This window comes from Ruegeria sp. CDSB114 (assembly GCF_059611025.1).
On record NZ_JBXWOT010000001.1, the window covers coordinates 886,006 to 907,405 of the forward strand.

General features: G+C 57.8%; 21 protein-coding genes. 14 read left to right on the plus strand and 7 right to left on the minus strand.

Annotation, left to right across the window (positions count from 1 at the left end; all coding sequences use genetic code 11):
- The first annotated feature begins 3 nt into the window (after nucleotides 1-3).
- Nucleotides 4-1,044: an ornithine cyclodeaminase gene (ocd, locus tag AC2FIP_RS04410; protein WP_142634317.1), complete on the plus strand. Its 1,041-nt coding sequence runs from the start codon at nucleotides 4-6 to the stop codon at nucleotides 1,042-1,044.
- Between the two features lie 70 nt (nucleotides 1,045-1,114).
- Here the strand turns inward: ocd and AC2FIP_RS04415 are convergent, their stop codons facing one another.
- The 3 genes from AC2FIP_RS04415 to AC2FIP_RS04425 form a co-directional block, all read right to left on the minus strand.
- Complete coding sequence (locus tag AC2FIP_RS04415) at nucleotides 1,115-2,518, minus strand: TRAP transporter large permease (protein WP_496690699.1); 1,404 nt, start codon at nucleotides 2,516-2,518, stop codon at nucleotides 1,115-1,117.
- Between the two features lie 3 nt (nucleotides 2,519-2,521).
- Nucleotides 2,522-3,151, minus strand: coding sequence for a TRAP transporter small permease subunit (locus AC2FIP_RS04420; RefSeq protein WP_142634321.1), 630 nt, complete (start codon nucleotides 3,149-3,151; stop codon nucleotides 2,522-2,524).
- Between the two features lie 65 nt (nucleotides 3,152-3,216).
- Nucleotides 3,217-4,233 carry a C4-dicarboxylate TRAP transporter substrate-binding protein gene (locus AC2FIP_RS04425; protein WP_496695146.1) on the minus strand — a complete coding sequence of 339 codons (1,017 nt, stop codon included), beginning with the start codon at nucleotides 4,231-4,233 and terminating at the stop codon, nucleotides 3,217-3,219.
- Nucleotides 4,234-4,661: 428 nt separating this feature from the next.
- Between AC2FIP_RS04425 and acs the strand changes: the two genes are divergently transcribed.
- The 8 genes from acs (at nucleotide 4,662) to AC2FIP_RS04465 (ending at nucleotide 14,060) form a co-directional block, all read left to right on the plus strand.
- Nucleotides 4,662-6,626 (plus strand): acetate--CoA ligase, encoded by a 1,965-nt coding sequence (acs, locus tag AC2FIP_RS04430; protein ID WP_496785299.1) that lies wholly within the window; start codon nucleotides 4,662-4,664, stop codon nucleotides 6,624-6,626.
- Nucleotides 6,627-6,633: 7 nt separating this feature from the next.
- Nucleotides 6,634-7,317: an adenylate kinase gene (locus tag AC2FIP_RS04435; protein WP_496749082.1), complete on the plus strand. Its 684-nt coding sequence runs from the start codon at nucleotides 6,634-6,636 to the stop codon at nucleotides 7,315-7,317.
- A 184-nt stretch (nucleotides 7,318-7,501) separates the two neighbouring features.
- On the plus strand, nucleotides 7,502-7,786 hold the full coding sequence (locus tag AC2FIP_RS04440) for a DUF4212 domain-containing protein (RefSeq protein WP_142634329.1): 285 nt from the start codon (nucleotides 7,502-7,504) through the stop codon (nucleotides 7,784-7,786).
- A gap of 6 nt (nucleotides 7,787-7,792) precedes the next feature.
- On the plus strand, nucleotides 7,793-9,577 hold the full coding sequence (locus AC2FIP_RS04445) for a sodium:solute symporter family protein (RefSeq protein ID WP_496749083.1): 1,785 nt from the start codon (nucleotides 7,793-7,795) through the stop codon (nucleotides 9,575-9,577).
- Nucleotides 9,578-9,688: 111 nt separating this feature from the next.
- Nucleotides 9,689-11,512, plus strand: coding sequence for a DUF294 nucleotidyltransferase-like domain-containing protein (locus AC2FIP_RS04450; RefSeq protein WP_496785301.1), 1,824 nt, complete (start codon nucleotides 9,689-9,691; stop codon nucleotides 11,510-11,512).
- 26 nt (nucleotides 11,513-11,538) lie between these two features.
- A complete protein-coding gene (locus tag AC2FIP_RS04455) occupies nucleotides 11,539-12,057 on the plus strand; it encodes a hypothetical protein (protein WP_142634335.1) in 519 nt (172 codons plus the stop codon).
- Nucleotide 12,058: 1 nt separating this feature from the next.
- Nucleotides 12,059-13,471, plus strand: coding sequence for a 3'-5' exonuclease (locus AC2FIP_RS04460; RefSeq protein WP_142634338.1), 1,413 nt, complete (start codon nucleotides 12,059-12,061; stop codon nucleotides 13,469-13,471).
- 88 nt (nucleotides 13,472-13,559) lie between these two features.
- Nucleotides 13,560-14,060: a flavin reductase family protein gene (locus tag AC2FIP_RS04465; RefSeq protein ID WP_281994740.1), complete on the plus strand. Its 501-nt coding sequence runs from the start codon at nucleotides 13,560-13,562 to the stop codon at nucleotides 14,058-14,060.
- 3 nt (nucleotides 14,061-14,063) lie between these two features.
- Here the strand turns inward: AC2FIP_RS04465 and AC2FIP_RS04470 are convergent, their stop codons facing one another.
- From AC2FIP_RS04470 to AC2FIP_RS04480, 3 genes are read right to left on the minus strand one after another with little or no spacing between them, the layout of a single operon-like run.
- Entirely contained in the window at nucleotides 14,064-14,543 is a 480-nt protein-coding gene (locus AC2FIP_RS04470) for a DUF6505 family protein (RefSeq protein ID WP_496785303.1), read from the minus strand.
- Complete coding sequence (locus tag AC2FIP_RS04475; protein WP_496785304.1) at nucleotides 14,543-15,238, minus strand: biotin/lipoate--protein ligase family protein; 696 nt, start codon at nucleotides 15,236-15,238, stop codon at nucleotides 14,543-14,545. Before AC2FIP_RS04475 ends, AC2FIP_RS04470 begins: the two co-directional genes overlap by 1 nt.
- A complete protein-coding gene (locus AC2FIP_RS04480) occupies nucleotides 15,235-16,296 on the minus strand; it encodes an Mrp/NBP35 family ATP-binding protein (protein ID WP_496785305.1) in 1,062 nt (353 codons plus the stop codon). Before AC2FIP_RS04480 ends, AC2FIP_RS04475 begins: the two co-directional genes overlap by 4 nt.
- A 110-nt stretch (nucleotides 16,297-16,406) precedes the next feature.
- On the opposite strand from AC2FIP_RS04480, the gene AC2FIP_RS04485 reads away from it, so the two are divergent.
- Nucleotides 16,407-17,135: a hypothetical protein gene (locus AC2FIP_RS04485; protein ID WP_496785307.1), complete on the plus strand. Its 729-nt coding sequence runs from the start codon at nucleotides 16,407-16,409 to the stop codon at nucleotides 17,133-17,135.
- Here the strand turns inward: AC2FIP_RS04485 and AC2FIP_RS04490 are convergent.
- Entirely contained in the window at nucleotides 17,129-19,081 is a 1,953-nt protein-coding gene (locus AC2FIP_RS04490) for a 4Fe-4S binding protein (protein WP_496785308.1), read from the minus strand. The two genes, AC2FIP_RS04485 and AC2FIP_RS04490, sit on opposite strands and share 7 nt — an antisense overlap.
- A 230-nt stretch (nucleotides 19,082-19,311) precedes the next feature.
- Between AC2FIP_RS04490 and AC2FIP_RS04495 the strand changes: the two genes are divergently transcribed.
- From AC2FIP_RS04495 to AC2FIP_RS04510, 4 genes are read left to right on the plus strand one after another with little or no spacing between them, the layout of a single operon-like run.
- Nucleotides 19,312-19,866, plus strand: a complete 555-nt coding sequence (locus AC2FIP_RS04495) for a DUF3305 domain-containing protein (RefSeq protein ID WP_142634353.1) — start codon at nucleotides 19,312-19,314, stop codon at nucleotides 19,864-19,866.
- Nucleotides 19,863-20,444, plus strand: a complete 582-nt coding sequence (locus tag AC2FIP_RS04500) for a DUF3306 domain-containing protein (RefSeq protein WP_496785309.1) — start codon at nucleotides 19,863-19,865, stop codon at nucleotides 20,442-20,444. Before AC2FIP_RS04495 ends, AC2FIP_RS04500 begins: the two co-directional genes overlap by 4 nt.
- 4 nt (nucleotides 20,445-20,448) lie before the next feature.
- Nucleotides 20,449-21,060, plus strand: a complete 612-nt coding sequence (locus AC2FIP_RS04505) for a TorD/DmsD family molecular chaperone (RefSeq protein WP_271946579.1) — start codon at nucleotides 20,449-20,451, stop codon at nucleotides 21,058-21,060.
- Nucleotides 21,061-21,119: 59 nt separating this feature from the next.
- On the plus strand, nucleotides 21,120-21,308 hold the full coding sequence (locus tag AC2FIP_RS04510; protein ID WP_142634359.1) for a ubiquinol-cytochrome c reductase iron-sulfur subunit N-terminal domain-containing protein: 189 nt from the start codon (nucleotides 21,120-21,122) through the stop codon (nucleotides 21,306-21,308).
- Nucleotides 21,309-21,400 lie beyond the last annotated feature (92 nt).

Consider the following 21,400-nt stretch of genomic DNA (forward strand, 5'->3'; position numbering starts at 1 on the left):
CTAATGCAACCATCTGAAAAGGCCCTGGTGCCGTTTGTGTCTGTCGACAATATGATGAGACTGGTCCACCACATCGGCGTCGAACGTATGATCACCGATATTGCGGCGCAAATCGAAGCTGATTTCAAACGGTGGGAAAGCTTTGACAAAACACCCCGCATCCCTGCCCACTCGCCGCATGGGGTGATTGAACTGATGCCAACCTCAGACGGTGAGGCCTATGGGTTTAAATACGTCAACGGCCACCCCAAGAACACCTCCGAGGGCCTACAGACCGTTACCGCATTTGGATTGTTGGCAGACGTCTACACAGGCTATCCGACCCTGCTGACCGAAATGACCATGCTGACTGCATTGCGCACCGCAGCAACCTCTGCCCTGGTCGGCAGCTATCTTGCGCCCAAATCGGCCTCGACCATGGCAATGATCGGGAATGGCGCGCAATCCGAATTTCAGTGCCTCGCCTTCAAGGCCATGTGCGGGATTGATACTGTTCGCTTGTACGACACCGACGCGGCTGCCACCGAAAAATGTGCGGCCAACTTGGCGGGCTCTGGCCTCTCGGTCGTGAAATGCAAATCCCCTGAGGACGCCATCGAAGGCGCGCATATCATCACGACCTGCACAGCGGACAAGAAAAATGCCACGATCCTGACCGATAACTTGGTCGGCCCAGGCGTCCACATCAACGCGATCGGCGGCGACTGTCCTGGCAAAACCGAACTGCACAGAGATATCCTGCTACGCTCTGAAATATTCGTCGAATACCCGGAACAAACCCGTATTGAGGGCGAGATTCAGGCCCTTGAAGACGATCATCCCGTCACCGAGTTGTGGCAGGTCATGACGGGACAGGCCGAGGGTCGCAAAGATGATCGTCAGATCACGTTGTTTGACAGCGTAGGCTTCGCGATCGAGGATTTTTCAGCCCTGCGCTACATCCAGTCCGCAGTCCGGGGCACAGATTACTACGAACCCCTGGACATGCTGGCAGACCCTGACGACCCGCGCGATCTGTACGGAATGCTGATGCGAGCGAAATAGAGATACCCTGCCCCCGTGCGCCAGCCGGGGGCAGGTATCACCAAAGATTGACTTTGCCAGATGCCACCAATTACCCGGCCAGCGAAGGCAGGTACAGAACGATGCCCGGAAAGGCGACCAGCAGCGCAATCGTCACGGCGTCGGCGATGAAAAACGGCGTCACGCCCTTGAACACGTCCTGAACGCTCAGATCAGGGCGGACGCCGGCAACGACAAAGCAATTCAAACCGATCGGTGGTGTGATCAGGCAGAACTCGGCCATTTTCACTACCAAAATACCAAACCAGATGGCGCACATCGGACCGGACATCCCAAACGTACTTTCCGCAGCGGTGACGGCCTCGCCCCCGTTCAGCGCCATAACTGCCGGATAGACAACCGGCAGAGTCAGCAGCAGCATCCCGATGGCATCCATGAACATGCCGAGCACCGCATAGGCCAGCAGGATGCAGATCAGGATCAGCATGGGTGACATGGTCAGCGATGTGATCCAATCGGAAAACGCGTTCGGCAAATCGGCGAATCCCAGGAACCTGACATAGATCAGCACACCCCAGATGATCGAAAAGATCATTGCGGTCAATTTGGCTGTCTCGAGCAGTGCGGATTTCAACTCTGCCCATCTCATGCCGTGGAACAAGGCGAAACAGAATACGATGAAGGCACCTATTGCGCCGCCCTCGGTTGGTGTGCCCCAGGCTTTCTCACCAAAGGGGTTATAGACAAAACAGATGATGATCAGGATCACCGCCACAATCGGCAGAGCGCCAGGCAAAGAAGCAAAACGCTGTTTCCAGGTAAAGCCAGTGACCGGTGGGCCGACATTCTTGAACACCACCGCGATACCGACGATCAGCAACCCGTAAATAACCGCCGAAAAGGCTCCCGGTATGAACCCGGCGAGCAGCAGTTTGCCCACATCCTGCTCTACGATGATCGCATAAATCACAAGGATCGCAGAAGGTGGGATCAGCGAGGCCAACGTGCCGCCTGCAGCAACTACGCCCGCCGCAAATTGTTTGTTGTACCCGACCTTCAGCATTTCCGGGATCGCGATCCGGGCAAATACCGCAGATGTCGCGACCGATGCCCCCGAGACTGCAGCAAAACCAGCGGTGGCAAACACGGTTGCGACCGCAAGCCCACCCGGAACCCAGGCCACCCAGCGCTTGGCCGCCTCGAACAGCGCGCGCGTCAGGCCTGCGTAGTAGGCAAGGTAACCGATCAGGATAAAGGTCGGGATCAGGCTGAGCGTATGGGCTGCAACCTTGGAATGCGGCACTTGCCCTGCGGTTTTTACCGCAACGGTCAGCGCCTTGCCAAATCGGTCAGGATCATATCCGAATTTGGCCCAGAATATCCAAACCAGACCGATCAGCCCCGCCAAAGCCGCGGCAAAAGCCACACGCATTCCGGTGATAACCAGAACCAGCAGGCCACCGGTGACCCAGAGGCCAATCTCAATCGAGTCCATTTACTAGTCCTGCCCTTCGAATTGTTCGGCTTCAGCGGCAGCCTGCGCAGCAGCGTCCTGTATCATCGGCACCGCAACTGGGTTTTGTAGGCCCAGCACAAAGGCCCGTCCATAACCCCAGATTTGCAGCACAAGCCGCAAGCAAAGTACCGAAAACGCAATAGGTGCCAGTAACTTGGCAGGCCAGAGCGGGATGCCAATGTCGATCGAGCTGTCCCGGCTCCACAGAGGTGCGCCAAAGTCGAATGATCTGTCGAAATGGGACCAGCTGCCCCAGACCAATGCCAACATGAGCACCAGGATGAGAACGACCGAAATCAACTCGAACAGCCACAAAGCCCGTCCGTGTAGCCGCGAAATGACAATATCCATCCGGATATGGCCCCCATCGCGTTGTACGTAAGAGATACCTAGAAACGCAATCAAAGGCATGGCTTGCTCGATCCAATCGACATAGCCCGGCAATGGCGCGTTATAGGCGTTGCGCCCGCTCACCGAGACAACTGCCAGCACCATTAACCCGAACACGGCAATTCCGCTGATCAGTGCAAGCGTACGCTCGGCCCTTAACAGCAGCTGGTCCAGCCTGCTCAGACGGCTATCATCCGCAAGCACCGTCGCCTGTCCTGCCATTCCGCTGGCCCTTTCTGTATTGGAATCAGTGTCCGGGTACCGCGCTGGGTACCCGGAACGCGTGATCAGTTCCCGCCACGCTGTTGTTTCAGCGTCAGTTGAACAAGATCATATAGATCCTGCGCAGGCAGACCCTGCGCGGACATGTCAGCGATCCATTGCTCGCGGATCGGATCAGCAGCCTTGGTGCGGAATTCCTCCAGCACGGCCTCGTCGATCTGAACTTTCTGCACGCCTTTTTCGGTCAACACACCATCCCACTGCTCCAGCAGACCGCCGTAATTGGCGAGATAATGGGCAATGGCCTCGTCGACAGAACTGTTAAGCGCTTCACGATGTTCTGCAGGCAGCGCTTCGTAGGCGTCGATATTGACCACAACCGGACAGTTTACAGTGCCGGGGTTCAGGTTGGCTGTCCACCAGTCGGCTTCGTTGATGGTGCCGAAAGACAAATGTGCGTGCTGAGCAAAGGCCACTGTATCAACTACACCGGATTCCATCGCATTAAACGCCTCGGTCGCGGGCACCGATGTTGGAACACCGCCAACGGCCTCAAACGCCTTGCCCAGCCCGCCAGTCGCACGTACACGCATGCCGTCAAAATCGGCAAGCGTTGAGCGCGGATCACCGGTTCCAACGATATTATACTGGGGCATTGGCGACGTCATGATGATCCGGGCATTCCACTGAGCCATCTCATCCTTAACGGCGGGATGATCATATACAGCGTGGCTGACGGCCACCTCTTCTTCCAAATTGTTCACACCCAGGAACGGCAGTTCAAGTACAGTGATCGCCCGATTTTTGTCGCGGTGATAGCCTGCGCAGAACTGCGCCATTTCGAATGCACCGATCTCAATCCCGTCCAGATTCTCTTTCGGCTTTGACAGCCCGCCATAGCTGACATTGATCGTGAATTCGCCACCGGTTTTTTCGCTGACCAGTTCAGCCAGTTTCTCGACATGTTCGGTAAAGGCCCGGCGTTTGCCCCAGACCGAAGCATTCCATTCTGTTGCTGCAGCTTCGGTAACGAATGCAACAGTCAGGGCGGCGACGGCGGCACCGCTCAACATTTTAGTCATAGTGATTTCTCCCATTGATGCGCCCCCTTTTTTGGGTCGCTTGCGCGTAAAGCTAGCGCCAACATCGATATGTGCCAACCCCTGCCAGACCACCCACCAAAATCTGCAATCCGCCCGCCAGCGCTAACAATCATAAGGTGTATATGAAATGTGTAAATTTCACGGGCGAGCACTTTGAAAACAGTTGAAATGTGGTTAACATCTATACTCCTGTTTTAAATATATTTTTTTACTATATTACGATTTCCTTTACAAATCCCCCAGACGGAATGAAATTTATTAACAAATAAACCCTGCTATTTCTGTAATTTATTTCTTTGTTTTCTGATCTCCGTATTATCCTGCATCGGGAGGAAACAGGTCGACATTGCCTGTTCAGCGGGCAAGATTGTCCCAGTGAATTTAAGTCCAGAGGGAGGAACCTCAGAATGACAACCGCTGCTCAGGCAGATGCCAAAGTTTATCCGCCATCCGCAGAAATTTCAGCGCGTGCGCATGTCGATGCCAAGAAATACGGCGAAATGTACACGGCTTCTATAAACGACCCCGTTGCATTCTGGGGCGAACAAGGCAAACGCGTTGACTGGATCAAACCCTATACCCAAGTGAAAGACGTCAGCTATGATTTGGGCTCGGTCGGGATCAACTGGTATGCGGATGGCACTCTGAACGTTTCAGCCAACTGCCTGGATCGTCATCTGAATACACGCGGCGATCAGACTGCGATCATCTGGGAACCTGATGACCCGAATGAACCCGCCCAACACATCACCTATGCCGAGCTGCACCGCCGTACCTGCCGGATGGCAAATATCCTGGTTTCCATGGGCGTGCGCAAAGGCGACCGTGTGGTCATTTATCTTCCGATGATCCCCGAGGCTGCATATGCCATGCTGGCGTGCGCACGTATCGGCGCAATCCACTCGATTGTTTTTGCAGGGTTTTCCCCCGATGCCCTGGCTGCACGCGTCAACGGATGCGACGCCAAGGTTCTGATTACAGCTGATGAGGCCCCTCGCGGCGGCCGTAAGACACCGTTGAAGTCAAACGCAGATGCGGCCCTGCTGCACTGCAAGGACACGGTGAAATGCTTGGTTGTCAAGCGTACCAACGGCCAGACCACATGGATCGACGGGCGCGACTACGACTATAACGAGATGGCGCTCGAGGCGGATGACTATTGCACGCCTGCGGAAATGGACGCCGAAGATCCTCTGTTCATTCTGTATACCTCCGGTTCGACCGGTCAGCCGAAGGGTGTCGTGCACACGACCGGCGGATATCTGGTCTATGCTGCAATGACGCATGAGATCACCTTCGATTACCATGAAGGCGACGTCTATTGGTGTACCGCCGATGTCGGCTGGGTGACCGGCCACAGCTATATCGTCTATGGCCCGCTGGCCAATGGCGCGACCACGCTGATGTTCGAAGGTGTTCCGACCTATCCGGATGCATCCCGCTTTTGGCAGGTCTGTGAAAAGCACAAGGTCAATCAATTCTACACGGCCCCTACCGCTTTGCGCGCCCTGATGGGGCAAGGCAATGAATGGGTCGAGAAATGCGATCTGAGCGATCTGCGCACGCTGGGCACTGTGGGTGAGCCGATCAACCCGGAAGCGTGGAACTGGTACAATGACGTTGTCGGCGGTGGGCGCTGCCCGATCGTGGACACCTGGTGGCAAACCGAAACCGGTGGTCACCTGATGACCCCCCTGCCCGGTGCCCACGCGATGAAGCCCGGCTCGGCCATGAAGCCGTTCTTTGGCATCCAGCCTGTGGTTCTGGACCCGCAATCCGGGGTCGAGATCGACGGCAACGGCGTCGAAGGCGTGCTGTGCATCAAGGACAGCTGGCCCGGCCAGATGCGTACGGTCTGGGGCGATCATGAACGGTTCGAGAAGACTTATTTCTCGGACTACAAAGGCTACTACTTCACCGGTGATGGCTGCCGCCGGGACGAGGATGGCGATTACTGGATCACCGGACGTGTGGACGATGTGATCAACGTCTCGGGGCACCGCATGGGTACGGCCGAGGTCGAAAGCGCTCTGGTGGCACATGCTGCCGTGGCCGAGGCCGCGGTTGTGGGCTATCCCCATGATATCAAAGGGCAAGGCATCTATTGCTATGTCACCTTGATGAATGATCGCGAACCCTCGGACGAGCTTGTGAAAGAGCTGCGCACCTGGGTTCGGACCGAGATCGGACCGATTGCCAGCCCGGATGTGATCCAATGGGCTCCTGGCCTGCCAAAAACCCGCTCGGGCAAGATCATGCGCCGTATCCTGCGTAAGATCGCCGAGAATGATTTTGGATCGCTCGGTGACACATCGACCCTGGCTGATCCGTCCGTGGTCGACAACTTGATCGAAAACCGCGCAAGCAAGTGAGGATGTGATGGACGCTGCCACGATCACTACACCCACCGTACTGATCCTTCTCGGCCCCCCGGGCGCCGGGAAGGGTACACAGGCCCGTATGCTCGAAGACAAGTTCGGGCTTGTCCAACTCAGCACGGGTGACCTGTTACGGGCGGCAGTTGCCGCGGGAACCGAAGCCGGAAAAGCCGCCAAAGCTGTCATGGAGGCAGGTGATCTGGTCAGTGACGATATCGTAATTGCAATCCTGCGGGATCGTCTGGCCGAACCGGACTGCGCCAAGGGCGTCATTCTGGACGGCTTCCCCCGCACCACGGTTCAGGCACAGGCGCTGGACGCGCTGCTGTCAGAGACCGGTCAGAAGATCAACGCAGCCATCAGTCTTGAGGTTGAAGACGCTGAAATGGTGATCCGTATTTCCGGCCGTTACACATGTGCCGGATGTGGCGAAGGGTTCCATGATCGGTTCAAAACGCCCGCAGTCGAAGGCAAATGCGACAAATGCGGCAAGACCGAGTTCAAGCGCCGCGCAGATGACAATGCTGAAACCGTCGCCTCACGGCTGGCTGCCTATCACGCGCAGACCGCGCCGCTGATCACTTATTACCAAGACCACGGCGTTCTGAAAGGTCTGAACGCAATGGGCAATATCGAAGACATCGCCGGCAATCTGGAACGGATCGTCAGCGACACAATGAACTAGGGGAATATGGCCCGCCCTCAATAAGGGCCGAATTCCTAAAGGAAAACTTCAAAGGACCCGCTCTGGCGGACCAGAGAAGTCTTGCCTGATGCCACCTGGCATCAAGCATATCGAAAAGTGGCCCCGCGCGCTGGAGGGTTAGGACAACGGGCCGCTCAAAGAGGAAGCGAAGGAGGAACCCGCGATGGCGGATCAATCAACACACTCCGCGCAGACTGCCGAAGCCGATAAGGGCTATTGGCAGGCCAACCTGCGTCTTATCTACATCAGCCTGGTAATCTGGGCGCTGGTGTCGTTTGGATTCGGCATTTTGCTGCGTCCACTTCTGTCCGGCATTTCCGTCGGCGGAACCGATCTCGGCTTTTGGTTCGCTCAGCAGGGATCCATCTTGGTCTTTCTGCTGCTGATCTTCAACTATGCCTGGCGGATGAACAAGCTAGACGCTGAATACGGCGTTGAGGAGGAGTAAGGCCCTATGGACCAGTTTACCATCAACCTGCTGTTTGTGGGCGCGTCCTTTGCGCTTTACATCGGCATCGCGATCTGGGCCCGTGCTGGGTCCACATCAGAATTCTACGCCGCCGGTCGCGGCGTTCACCCGGTCACCAACGGTATGGCGACAGCGGCAGACTGGATGTCTGCGGCCTCGTTCATCTCGATGGCGGGCCTCATCGCCTTTACCGGCTATGACAACTCATCCTTCCTGATGGGTTGGACCGGTGGTTATGTGCTGCTGGCGCTGCTTCTTGCCCCTTACCTGCGTAAGTTCGGCAAGTTCACCGTGTCAGAGTTCATCGGCGACCGCTTTTACAGCCAGACCGCGCGTATCGTGGCGGTGATCTGTCTGATCGTAGCGTCTGTGACCTACGTGATCGGCCAGATGACCGGCGTTGGCGTAGCTTTTGGCCGCTTCCTTGAAGTGTCAAACACCACCGGGTTGTTAATTGGTGCAACCGTTGTGTTCGCCTACGCGGTGTTTGGGGGGATGAAGGGCGTGACCTACACACAGGTCGCTCAGTACTGCGTGCTGATCACCGCCTACACAATCCCAGCCATCTTTATTTCCCTGCAACTGACTGGCAATCCGGTTCCGGCTCTGGGTCTGTTTGGTGATACCGCCAGCGGTGAACCGCTGCTGACCAAGCTGGATGCGATCGTGACCGAGTTGGGCTTTAACGAATACACCGCCCACCACTCGGACACGCTGAACATGGTGCTGTTCACGCTGTCGCTGATGATCGGTACGGCCGGTCTGCCGCACGTTATCATGCGTTTCTTCACCGTGCCGAAAGTGGCTGATGCCCGCTGGTCTGCCGGTTGGGCGCTGGTGTTCATCGCACTGCTGTACCTGACCGCCCCTGCGGTTGGCGCAATGGCCCGTCTAAACATCAGTGACATGATGTGGCCAAATGGCGGCATCGAAGGTGGCGCCGTATCCGTCGAAGATATCGACAACGACGCCCGTTATGACTGGATGGCCACATGGAAGAAAACCGGCCTGCTGGACTGGGAAGACAAGAACGGCGACGGCAAGATCCAGTACTATAACGACAAGAATGCCGACATGCAGGTGCTTGCGGAAGAGAAGGGCTGGGTCGGAAACGAGCTGACCAAGTTCAACCGTGACATCCTGGTTCTGGCCAACCCCGAGATTGCCAACCTGCCGGGTTGGGTGATCGGTCTGGTCGCTGCCGGTGGTCTTGCGGCTGCTCTGTCGACCGCTGCGGGCCTGTTGCTGGCGATCTCGTCCGCGGTGTCACACGACCTGATCAAAGGCGCGATCAACCCGCAGATTTCGGAAAAATCCGAGCTTCTGTCGGCGCGGATCGCAATGGGCGTGGCCATTGTTGTGGCGACATATCTGGGCCTGAACCCTCCGGGTTTTGCAGCGCAGACCGTTGCCCTGGCGTTTGGTCTGGCAGCTGCCTCGATCTTCCCGGCGCTGATGATGGGGATCTTCTCGACCCGCATCAACAACACCGGTGCGGTTGCTGGTATGCTGGCTGGTCTGACTGTGACCCTGGTCTACATCTTCCTGCACAAGGGCTGGTTGTTCATTCCGGATACCAACTCGTTCACGGATGCTGATCCTCTGTTGGGTACGATCAAGTCGACTTCGTTCGGTGCGATCGGTGCATTGGTCAACTTCACTGTCGCCTATGTGGTGGCTGGCATGACCAAGGAAACCCCGCAAGAGATCAAGGATCTGGTCGAAAGCGTCCGCATTCCCCGTGGCGCGGGTGCCGCTCAGGATCACTGAGTAGAGATGCGGCCCCTGAGCACCTTGCCAAAGGCCGTGTCTTTCGACTGACTACTCCCGCCCGGCATTCCACCGGGCGGGATTTTTCGAATAGAAACCGAGGAGTATCCGATGCCCCTGCCCCAAGCCGAGATCACGCGGTTTCTGAAATCCGTTCACCCTTATGACGCCCTGCCCGCCGATGATCTGGCAACGCTGTCTGATCAGATCGAAGTTTGGGAGGTCGAAGAAGGATCCCCGGTGTATCAACTGGGCGCGCCCCTGCCCGGCGTATTCGTCATTTACGAAGGACAGGTTGAAATCACTGACAGGAACGGCGCGATTGTCTCTCATCTGGGACTGCGCAATTCTTTCGGGGAACGCGGTTTACTGAAAGACGGTAAAGCCGCGACCAAAGCGCAGGCACACGCAAACTCGGTTTTTCTGGTGATCCCGCCCAACCTGATCCGAGACCTCATTGACGAACATGAAATCGTCGCCAAATTCTTTGATCGGACCCGCACGGAACGCTCCAGCCCCCAAAGCCTTGCAACCAGCGCTATCGACGTTCTGATGGCACATAACCCGGCAACCTGCCCCCCTAATACCACCGTTCGCGAAGCGGCGCAGATGATGAGGGACAAACATATTTCCTCTCTCTGCATCACCGAGGGGGACATTCTTTTGGGGATCGCCACCTTACGAGATATCTCGGGCAAATACGTTGCCGATGGGATGTCTGTGGATACGCCTGTCTCGGCAATAATGACGGCAAACCCGGTGACGCTGTCGCCGTCTGATATCGGATCGGATGTTCTTCACATCATGATGGAGCGCGGCATCGGCCATATTCCGGTATCCGAAGCTGGGCGTCTGGTCGGAATTGTCACCCAGACAGACCTGACCCACTATCAGGCGGTCAATTCCGCCGAGTTGGTGCGCCGGATAGCAACTGCGCAAACCGCGCAGCAGATGGCAGAAGTGACCGAAGAGATTCCCCGGCTTCTGGTCCAGCTTGTCGCTGCCGGAAATCGCCACGAGATCGTTACACGCCTGATTACCGATATCGCCGACACAGCCACCAGACGTTTGCTGGCAATGGCGGAAAAACAGCTTGGACCACCACCTGTGCCTTACCTATGGCTGGCCTGCGGATCGCAGGGACGACAGGAACAAACCGGGGTGTCGGATCAGGACAACTGCTTGATGCTGGATGACAAAGTAACCGATGACGACATGTCATATTTCCAGACACTGGCAAAAATCGTGTCGGACGGGCTGGATAAATGTGGGTACTTTTATTGCCCGGGCGACATGATGGCGACAAATCCACGCTGGTGCCAACCGGTAAGTGTCTGGCGTGATTATTTTCGCGGGTGGATCGCCAAACCAAACCCCGAGGCGCAGATGCTGGCCTCGGTCATGTTCGACCTGCGCCCCATTGGCGGCGCATTTCACCTGTTCGATGACCTGCAGGCCGAAACGCTGGCCGCGGCCCAAGCGAATTCAATCTTTGTGGCGCATATGATCTCGAACTCGTTAAAGCACACGCCGCCGCTGGGCCTGTTACGCGGGTTTGCCACGGTACGCTCGGGTGAACATCGCAACACGCTGGATCTAAAGCATAATGGCGTTGTGCCTGTGGTTGACCTGGCCCGGATATACAGCCTTCAGGGGCAACTGTCCCAGGCCAATACACGTGCCCGCCTGAAAGCAGCTGGGGCGGCAGGCGTCCTCAGCGCCTCAGGTACCCGCGACCTGCTGGACGCTTACGATCTGATCGCCGAAACGCGGCTGGACCATCAGGCCCACCTGGTGAAAAGCAACAAGAAGCCGGACAATTTCCTGCCCCCTTCCGATCTTTCGGACTTTGAGCGAAGTCATCTGCGAGATGCCTTTGTCGTGGTAAAAACAATGCAATCGGCGGTCGGCCACGGTAAAGGAATGCTGGGCTAAACCCTCAGGAACCTTGGAGAGTATTCATGTTCTTAGAACTGATCGGCACGATATTTGCAGGCGTCGCCCTAGCCGGCATCGTGATGGTGATCAATAAACTGACAGGTGGACGCCTGCCTCGTTGGTCCGCACCAGTCGCGGCGGGCATTGGCATGATCGGGATGACGATCAACAGCGAGTATTCATGGTTTGACCGCACGCGCGATACGCTTCCAGATGGTCTGATCATCATTCAAGAGGTCGAAAGCCGCGCTTTGTACCGTCCCTGGACTTATGCGATGCCCTTTGTTGATCGTTTTGCCGCAATCGACACCCTATCTGTGCGCACCAATGACCAAGTGCCTGAACAGCGCCTCGTTGAACTGTATTTCTTTGGCCGTTGGGCACCGGTTTCAAAATTGCCGGTCGCTGTGGATTGCGACAAGAACCAACGCGCCAATCTGGCGGATGGGGCAGAGTTTGGTGACAACGGCCAGTTGCTGAACGCCGATTGGGTAACAGGTTCTACCAACGATCCGATCATCGAGGCCACTTGCGGAGTGTAACATGCTGACCCGATTAAGCCTGCGCCTGCGGATTTTCCTCTTCTTCTGCCTACTGGCGGTCGGCGGGGTTGCCGTCAGCTCGGTTGCGCTTTGGGTCAGCTACAGGCGGGCGGCGGATCCGGCCCTTTTTGACGCGTTCATCTTTGCAGAGATCGTCATCGGGTTCGGTCTGCTGGCCCTGATCGCCGCTGTCTGGCTATTGTTCGATGATAATGTCGCCAAGCCGATCGAAAGGCTTTCCGCTGAACTGCGCGCACGAGCGCATGCCGGTGTCAGCCGCGACCTCGATCTGCAAGCCGCGCGGTATCTTGGCGACTTGGCCCCTGCGGCTGCCGGTCTGGCCAACCAACTGTCCGACAAGACCATGGGCGTGGCAGAGGCTGTCGCTGCTGAAACCGAGCATCTGGCTGTGGAACAGCAAAGGCTTAGGGCGCTTTTGACTGAAATTCCTGTAGCCATATTGCTGGCTAGCCCCTCTCACAGGCTCGTTTTGTATGACGGACAGGCGGCCGAGGTTCTGGCACAGATTTCGCATCCACGCCTGAATGCGCCACTGTTCGATTACTTCCAGCCAGACGCGCTGCAGAAAGCCTATGCCAAACTGGCCAAGACCGGGATGGAGGCATCCTGTTCGCTGACCAGCATTGATGGGGCGCAGACCTATTCAGCCCGCATGAAACCGCTGGGGGAAACTTCCGGCTATATGCTAATCCTAGATGACAGCGCCGCCAATATAGCGCCTGAGGCTGCCAGACCTCTGGTCTATGACTTTGGTTTGCTGAACACATCCACCGACCAATCATTCGAGACATTGCCTCTGCGCGAGCTTTGTTTTGTTGTCTTCGACACCGAAACCACAGGCCTGCTGCCGCACAAAGACGAGATCGTCCAGATCGGCGCAGTCCGTGTGGTAAATGGACGGATGGTCGAAGGCGAAAGGTTGGATATGCTGGTGAACCCGGTCATGCCGATCCCTGCCGCCTCGACCAAGGTTCACAAGATCACGGATCGAATGGTCGAAGGCGCGCCGGAAATCGCCGAAGCCGGGCGTATCTTTCACGAATTCGCGCGAAATGCTGTAATCGTGGCGCATAATGCACCTTTTGATATGGCGTTTCTACGACGCCACGCTGACCGTATGAAAGTTGAGTGGACGCATCCCGTACTGGATACGGTCCTGCTATCTGCGGTCCTGTTCGGCGCCAGCGACACGCACACTTTGGACGCGCTGTGCGAACGGCTGGACATTACAATTCCGCATGAGCTGCGCCATACGGCATTGGGTGATGCAGTTGCCACCGCCGAGGCGCTGGTTCGGATGCTTCCAATGCTGCAAGCGCGCGGGATGAATACGTTTGGCGAGGTCATCGAAGCAACCCGCCGGCACGGTCGTCTGCTTGAGGACCTGAACTGAGGGCGAAATATGCACCTCAGGCGCAGCTTTTCATGGACAATCCCGACTTGCCGTGGCACCTGAGGCGCGGCCACAGAATGAGCGTGAGATGACGGACCGCACCTTCACCCCAACCCCGGACAACAGCACCGCGTTTCGCGAGGCATTGGGGTGTTTCGGAACCGGCGTCACCGTTGTCACCACCGAAACAGCGCTGGGGCCCCGCGCAATCACGGTCAATTCGTTTTCCTCGGTCTCGCTGACGCCTCCGCTGGTGCTGTGGTGCCTGGCGAAGGATTCAAACCGGTTCGACGCTTTCAAAGACTGCGATCACTATTCGATCCATGTGATGGCTGAGGAACAGCAGGAACAGGCCCTAAAATTCGCGCGCGAGGGTGCGGATTTTTCACATGCCAACTGGGCCGCAGATCACCGTGGTCGCCCTCGTCTGGCGGATTGTCTGGCACGGTTCGACTGCCAGCTTCATGCCCGGCACGAGGCAGGGGATCATCTGATCATCGTGGGTGAAGTAGAACAGGCCATGTACCGCACCGGCAAAGGTCTGATCTTCAAACGCGGTCAGTTCGGCGGGTTTGCCGATCTTCTTTAAGCCCTATTCGTCCAGCGATCCGTGGACGGCCAGCGCCTCAAGCTGGGTTTCCTGCGGTGTGATGATGCGAAACGCCTCAAGCACCCCGGTTTCAGACAGCTCACGGGCGACCGTCAGCAAGGTATTGGCGGCGTGATCATCGCATAGCTCTGCCATATGCGCGATCTCTTCCTGCGCAACACCCATGGCGGCCTCGACCGATGGGGCTCCGTAGAATTGCACGAAATGTTCCGCCAAATTCCGGGCAATCTGGTCTATCTCGGCCTGTTCAACCTGCGTCACCGCTACAAAGGTCGCCCGGCCGAATGTCTCAACCCCCAACCAACCATTCGCAAAGGCCTGGCGGGCTTTACCCTCCAAATCGCCTTCGCCCCAATTCGAAAACTCGAACCCGCCGGAAATGCACCACTCACCCGTTCTCGCCGGAGAATGAAACACATTCATGTCGCTTTCATCGAAATGGATCGCACGGGCCAATTTCATTATCCGTTCTCCAGTAAGTTAGTCAGCGGGTGCAGGCGGGTGTCCGCACCATTGCGGATAAGCATACCAAACCGTTCATCAGTGCCCAAAAAGACCCCGATCTCGCCATAGGGTTCGCCAACACCACGCAACAAACCCAACCATTCGCTGTGCAGGGGCGCATTACCGTCTTCTTGCCAGCGGTTGAGCCATGTCAGCATGTGGCGCGACCAGCTTTCGACCAGCTGGACAGGCTGGACCTCGGCACACCCTTCATCATAGAGCGCTGTGATATCCGGGGTCTGGCCTGGCGCAGTGCTGGTCTGTAGCAAGGCCAGCCCCCAGCCGACAATCAACCAGTCAGGCTCAATCTGAGGGTCTGAAGTCGACGCAGCAACCTGAAACTTGCCGCAGGTCGCACCATTCACACAGATAGGGCCGCCCCAGTCCAGATGAACGGCAACCTCGGGCGGGGCCAGAGCGCCCAGCGCATTCTGAAACCCAACTCCGCACAGCGGCAACATCACCATGGCGTCCTGCAATGGAACCTCAGGTGCAAATACAATGGCAACGCGCAAACGGTTGGCCTGAATGTTGTAGACCACCGTTCCGGCATCACAGCCCAGCGCAGCCATCGCCTGGGCGCGTTCGAACGGGTCTTCCCCGCCCTGAACGGCATGTCCAGTCAGCAACGGAGGAAAGACCGGCTGGGTCATGCATTGCCCTTGGTGATCATGTCGCGGGCAATCTTGCGGAAAGCTTCGGCCTGTGCGCTGTCCGGCTTGCTGACAACGATGGGCGCTCCCCCATCCGCCGCAACCCGGATATCCAGATGCAGCGGAATCTCACCAAGCAGCGGAATGCCCAGCGCCTCGGCCTCAGCGGCGACGCCGCCATGTCCGAACACATGTTCCTCATGCCCGCAGCTGGAACAGATATGGGTCGACATATTCTCGATCATCCCAATAATCGGCGTCTTGAGCTGATTGAACATATCGATCCCTTTGCGCGCGTCGATCAGGGCCACGTCCTGCGGGGTCGACACCACGATGGCCCCGTCCACCTTGAACTTCTGGCTGAGCGTCAGTTGCACATCGCCGGTGCCCGGCGGTAGGTCGACAATCAATACATCCAATGCGCCCCATTGCACCTGCCCCATCATCTGCTGCAGCGCCCCCATCAACATCGGGCCGCGCCAGACGACCGCCTGACCTTCGTTGGTCATCAGCCCCATCGACATCATCGTGACGCCGTGATTGCGCAGCGGCAGGATCGTCTTGCCATCTGGGCTGGCCGGACGGCCCGACACACCCAGCATCCGGGGCTGTGAGGGGCCATAGACATCCGCGTCCAACAGACCAACACGACGCCCTTCCGCTGCCAGAGCACAGGCCAGATTTGCGGATACGGTAGATTTGCCAACGCCGCCCTTACCGGAGGCCACAGCGATGATCCGATCCACGCCCGGAACCGCCTGCGGCCCGGTCTCCGACGGTTTCGGCTTGGGCTTAAGCTCGGGCGGGGCCTTTTCGGAATGCGCGGTCATCATGGCGGAAACCTTGTCGACCCCCTCCACCAACTGCGCAGCCTGCTCGGCGGCGGCGCGCACCGGCTCCATCCGCTCTGCCTGTTTCGGATCAATCTCAAGCACAAACCGCACTGTATCGCCATCGACATTCAACGCGCGGACAACTCCGGCGCTGACGATATCCTGGCCTGAAACCGGATCGGTGATTTTCTTCAGGTTCGCCAGAACCGCGTCACGAACACTCATGCCATTACCCTTTTGGTTTGCCCGGTCGTTGGGATACGTTTCATTGCATGTGTCTCCGTCTTTTTTTCGTTCATTTGACGCATTCGGGCGCAGGCCGATAAGCTGCCTTCATGCGGGTTACCTTCTTTTGCCTGAGCTTGCTGCTCTCTGCTACCCCCTCTTGGTCGCAAGAGGCGCTGGGGCTTGCCGCCCCGGATGAGGTTACAGACTCTGGTCTGTTGCAACATATTCTTCCGCGTTTTTCTCTCAAGACCGGGATACGCGTCGTTGCAGACGATTCCGGCGCTATGGCTTTGGGCGGTTCACCGCCAGGTGATCCGGTATTCGAGCGTCATGGCGTCACCTATCACCTGCGCATTGTGGACGACCCAAGGCAGATTCGGTTTCGGGAGTGGCTGCTTTCTGACATCGGCAAACGCACCGTTGAAAGCTTTAACCCCGAAAGCGGCCCGTCCTATTCGGCCAGTTTCACTGTCGAAGCCGCAACAGAGGGTCCGAAGATCGAAGGCGACGCTGTCCTGGGTGCGGAATTGTCGATGACCCATTGCGGGCGGTGCCATGTGATCGGTCCAGAGAACCAAATGAACGGGCTTGGCTCCACCCCCTCTTTTGCCGTGCTGCGGGCTATGCCGGACTGGTCCGAACGGTTCGAGGCCTTCTTTGCCCTGAACCCTCATCCCGCTTTCACGCAGATTGAGGACATAACCCCACCCTTCGATCCTCTGCGTCCCCCTCCAATCCACCCGGTCGAGATGACGCTAGAGGAGTTAGAGGCCATTCTGGCCTTTGTCTCGGCCATCAAGGCAGCAGATCTGGGCGCGCCGCTACAGCTTCAATGATCCTTTCTTTTCGAGAAATAGTCCTCGGTCGTGACGACTTTGGGTTTCGGGTTTGACTGAAACGGGTTGTCCTTGTGTTGGAACTGCGCGTTCACACGACAGTTGTCACACATCTGGATCATGCGCGCCTGCTCGGATGTCGCAAACATCGGATGCGTACCAGACAGCTTTTCCATGATACGTTCGACGGTCGATTTGACACCAAAGAGGGCACCGCATTCCACACATGCAAAAGGGTCTTCTTCGTTCAACACGTCCTGAGACAAGGCCGCATCACTTAAATCCAGTTGCGGAACCAGAGTTATTGCATTCTCGGGACAGATTGTCCGGCACAGACCACATTGCAGACAGGCGTCCTGCTGGAAATTCAACTGCGGCATATCCGGGTTGTCGGCCAAAGCGCCTGACGGACAAAGGGACACGCAGCTGAGGCACAATGTACAGGCATCCGTATCCACCGCGATGGCCCCATAGGGTGCATTCTCGGGCAAGGGCAACGGGGCTGCGGCCTGCGGGTTCAGCGCCTGTGCGGCCAGTCGCGTAATCTGCCTGCGATTTCCCAGCGGCAGAACCGTGTCAGCCGAGGGGGGCGGCACGTCCTGCGCATATAGCAGGTCGGACAGAGCATCGGGGTCTGCCTCGTCGATCAGTGCCAACCCTGTAGTCCCAGCGATAGCCTGCGCCAGCGCCAGTTCGCGGTCCAAGGCATCCCTTTCGGTTGTTGGGGCCAGCAGCACATCAACCCGCGCAAACCCATGCGCCAGCGCGGCCAGCATCTCGGCATGGCCAAAGCCCGAGATCACGTTCAGTTCTAGCGGGATCACATCCGCTGGAATCCCGCGTCCGAAACGGGCGGACAGACGGATCATTTCGGCCCCATGCGCGTCATGCACCAACAGTCGGGGTGCTTGCCCGCCTGCACGCCGGTAGGTTCGCGACAGAATGTGCATCCGTGACAGCAGCGCAGAAACGGGCGGATCCTCGTATGTGATCGCAGTCGAAGGGCACACCGCCGCGCATTCTCCGCATCCCGCGCAAACCATAGGGTCGATGGCTACATGTTCGCCCGCAGGGGTGATCGCCCCCGTCGGGCAGATATCCAGGCAATTCGTACACCCGACCTGTTCGGCACGGGAATGCGCACAGAGGGATTCTTCCAACCGGACATAGAGAGGTTTTTCAAATGTCCCGACCAGTTGCATGGCCTCAAACGCCAGCCGTTCGACAGCGACCGCATCTTTGGGATCAGCTCGCAAATACCCTTCGCGCTTGGCTGGGGCCTGAACCAGAGGCGTGCCGCCGGTCAGATCCACAACCATATCGCATGAGGAGTTCGCCCCATCGCGCGGTTCGGTCCAGCCAAAGGCCCCGCGCCCACCGGGTTCAAGCTGTTGCAACGCATCCAGCTTTATCGAAAACCCGCCCAGCGCACCTTTCACAGTACGAACGCGCCCGCGCACCACATCAAAGCTGCGCGACATGGGGTCCATGTCATCAGTAGCCAAGACCGTCACGGCCAACTGGTCCGACAGGCGTTCTGCCACTTCAAAGCTCAGCGCGCCGGGCCCGACGATAAAGCATGTCCCTTCACTGACCACATCCACGCTGCGTGTGATCGGCTGAGGCAATACCGCCTCAGCAGCTAGCGCGGCCATTTTGGGGGCGGCATCCTGCCCTTGTTCAGACCACCCGGCCCGATCGCGCAGATCGACAAAGCCCGGCGCCTCGACACCTAACTCATCGGCCAATGCCAGGAAAACATCCTGCTCTTGCATACAGGCAATTACGACGTTGCCCTCTTGCAGCGGCTTGGCGGCGGATTCCAGTTCTTTCGTACATAATGCGGTGTGAATTCTGGAGCAGGCGACATCGCAAGCTGACGATAGCTTCTCAGCGTCAATGGTTTGCGTTCCCGCACAGTCACATAGCAGCAATCTCGTACCCATAACCTCCCCCGGATGTCCTCCCCAGTCCAAGGTCAGCTTAGAACCTCTGAAGAAAGTAGCAATGCCCGTGGGGGCCGGATCGCCGGAACAAAGCCCGATAAGAGCCGCGAGGACCGTAAACAATCGGTGAAGGGTGCATATTCGACCACCCAAGGACTTGGCAGGAAGCTACTTTGTGTACCATAGTAGACCCTGAGGAAGGCAGGGGAGAGCTTTCCAGGGAGGACTTAGTGGCCAAGGCCGCCAGCCAGATTGAAATGCCAATCGGCGTCGTCGTGCGCAAAACACCCGGGGTTACACGCTGGGCGCAATGGAACTGGCGCGCCGTCGCCGTGCTGCCCGGCGCTGGACCGGCCGATTGGTTGGAGATGCGGCGCGAGGGTGAAGCGGTCGAATACCACGCGGCCACCCTGCCGCTGACCCTGTGGTCAGATGAGGCCGAAGCCTACATGGTCAACCTGTCGGACGGGCAACCCTCGATCTATCTGGTCCTGCGCGATGCGCTGGATGGAACACAACCGATGGACGCTGTGCTGGTGACCGCCTCACCCTTCGAAGGACAGGACTACGCCGATACCGGCGAAGAGCTTGTCGAGAAAATCCCAATGACTGATGGGCTGATCGCTTGGGTACGTGACTTTGCTCTGGAACACCATCGCAACGAAGTCTTCGTCAAGCGCCGCCGTGATAAGAAACGCACCGATCTGGTTGAGGACGGCAAAGGGGATGTACGCATCCGGCAGGACTCGGATGTTTTCCGCGCCCCGCGGAGGATCGTGCAATGACCGAAACCCGCGATTTCTGGTCGCGCCGCAAGGCCGCCGTTCAGGCTGAGGCCAAAGCTGAGGTTGTAGCAGCACAAGAACAGGCTTTCGCTGAACAGCGGGGCGAGCTGGAAGAAAAGACTGACGCTGAAATTCTGGCGGAATTCAATTTGCCCGACCCTGATCAGTTGCAAGTTGGTGACGACGTCTCGGGTTTTATGGCCAAGGCAGTGCCTGACCGATTGCGCCGCCGCGCCCTTCGGCAGCTCTGGCGCCTAAACCCGGTTCTGGCCAATGTCGATGGGCTGGTGGATTACGGCGAGGACTATACCGACGCCGCCTGCGTGATCGAAAATATCCAGACCGCCTATCAGGTCGGCAAGGGAATGCTGGCCCATATCGAAGCTTTGGCCGCTCAGACCGAAGAGGAAGACGCAGCGCCTGAGGTTGAAGACCCAACACCAGAGCCTGAGCCTGAGTTGCCCGAAACGCCCGAGGTACACTCGGCAGGACCCGTAATGATTTCTGAAATCGACGACCCGGAAGAGGCAGAGCTTACGCCTGCCCCACGCCGCATGAAGTTTGAATACGAAGGATAACCGTATGACCGCAAGCAACGCGCAAAACCTGGACGTCTCAGCCGAGGATCGTCTGCGCGCGGATTTCTATAACTTCCTTGGGCTGCTGCTTGCGGCGCCTCCGGATCAGATGCTGCTGTCTCAGGTTACTGGTCTGACCGGCGATGAAACCGATCTGGGTCAGGCTATCAAGGCCATGTCGCGGGTCGCCAAGGTGACCAAACCCGCGGCTGCCGAACGCGAATTCAATGCCCTGTTCATCGGGCTAGGACGCGGAGAACTGCTGCCCTATGCCAGTTTCTACCTGACTGGTTTCCTGAACGAAAAACCGCTGGCGCAACTGCGCAACGACATGGCGGTTCGTCAGATCACACGGGCGCAGAACGTGTTTGAACCCGAAGACAATATCGCCTCGTTGATGGAGATGATGGCGGGTATGATCGTCGGTCGCTTTGGCGCGCCCGCCTCATTGGAAGATCAAAAAGCGTTCTGGAACAAACACATCGGCCCCTGGGCCGCACATTTCTATTCAGATTTGGAAGCTGCGGAAAACTCGGTTTTCTATGCCTCGGTCGGCACCGCCGGTCGGGTTTTCATGGAAATCGAGCGTGAAGCCTTTCGAATGACGGCGGGATGATCCCGCCATTCGCCAGCGCCCCAATAGGCGCTAGATCGCAATTGGGAAAGGAGGATCCCATGAGCAAAACCAAGGAAGAAGGCGCCACGCGCCGTGACTTCTTGAAACTGGCCGGAACCGCAGCGCCCGCTGCAGTCGCCGCCGCCAGCCTGAGCGGACAAGCCGAGGCAGCCGAGCTGCCAACGGATGAAACCCGCATGCAGGACACCGCGCATACGCGCGCATATCTGGACAGCGCCCGGTTCTGAGCCCCGGACGATGTCACCACCCGACTGACGGTTGCGATTGGCCCTGACGTCGGCACCAACAGGACCAAGCCAGCCATGGAAAACATGGCCAG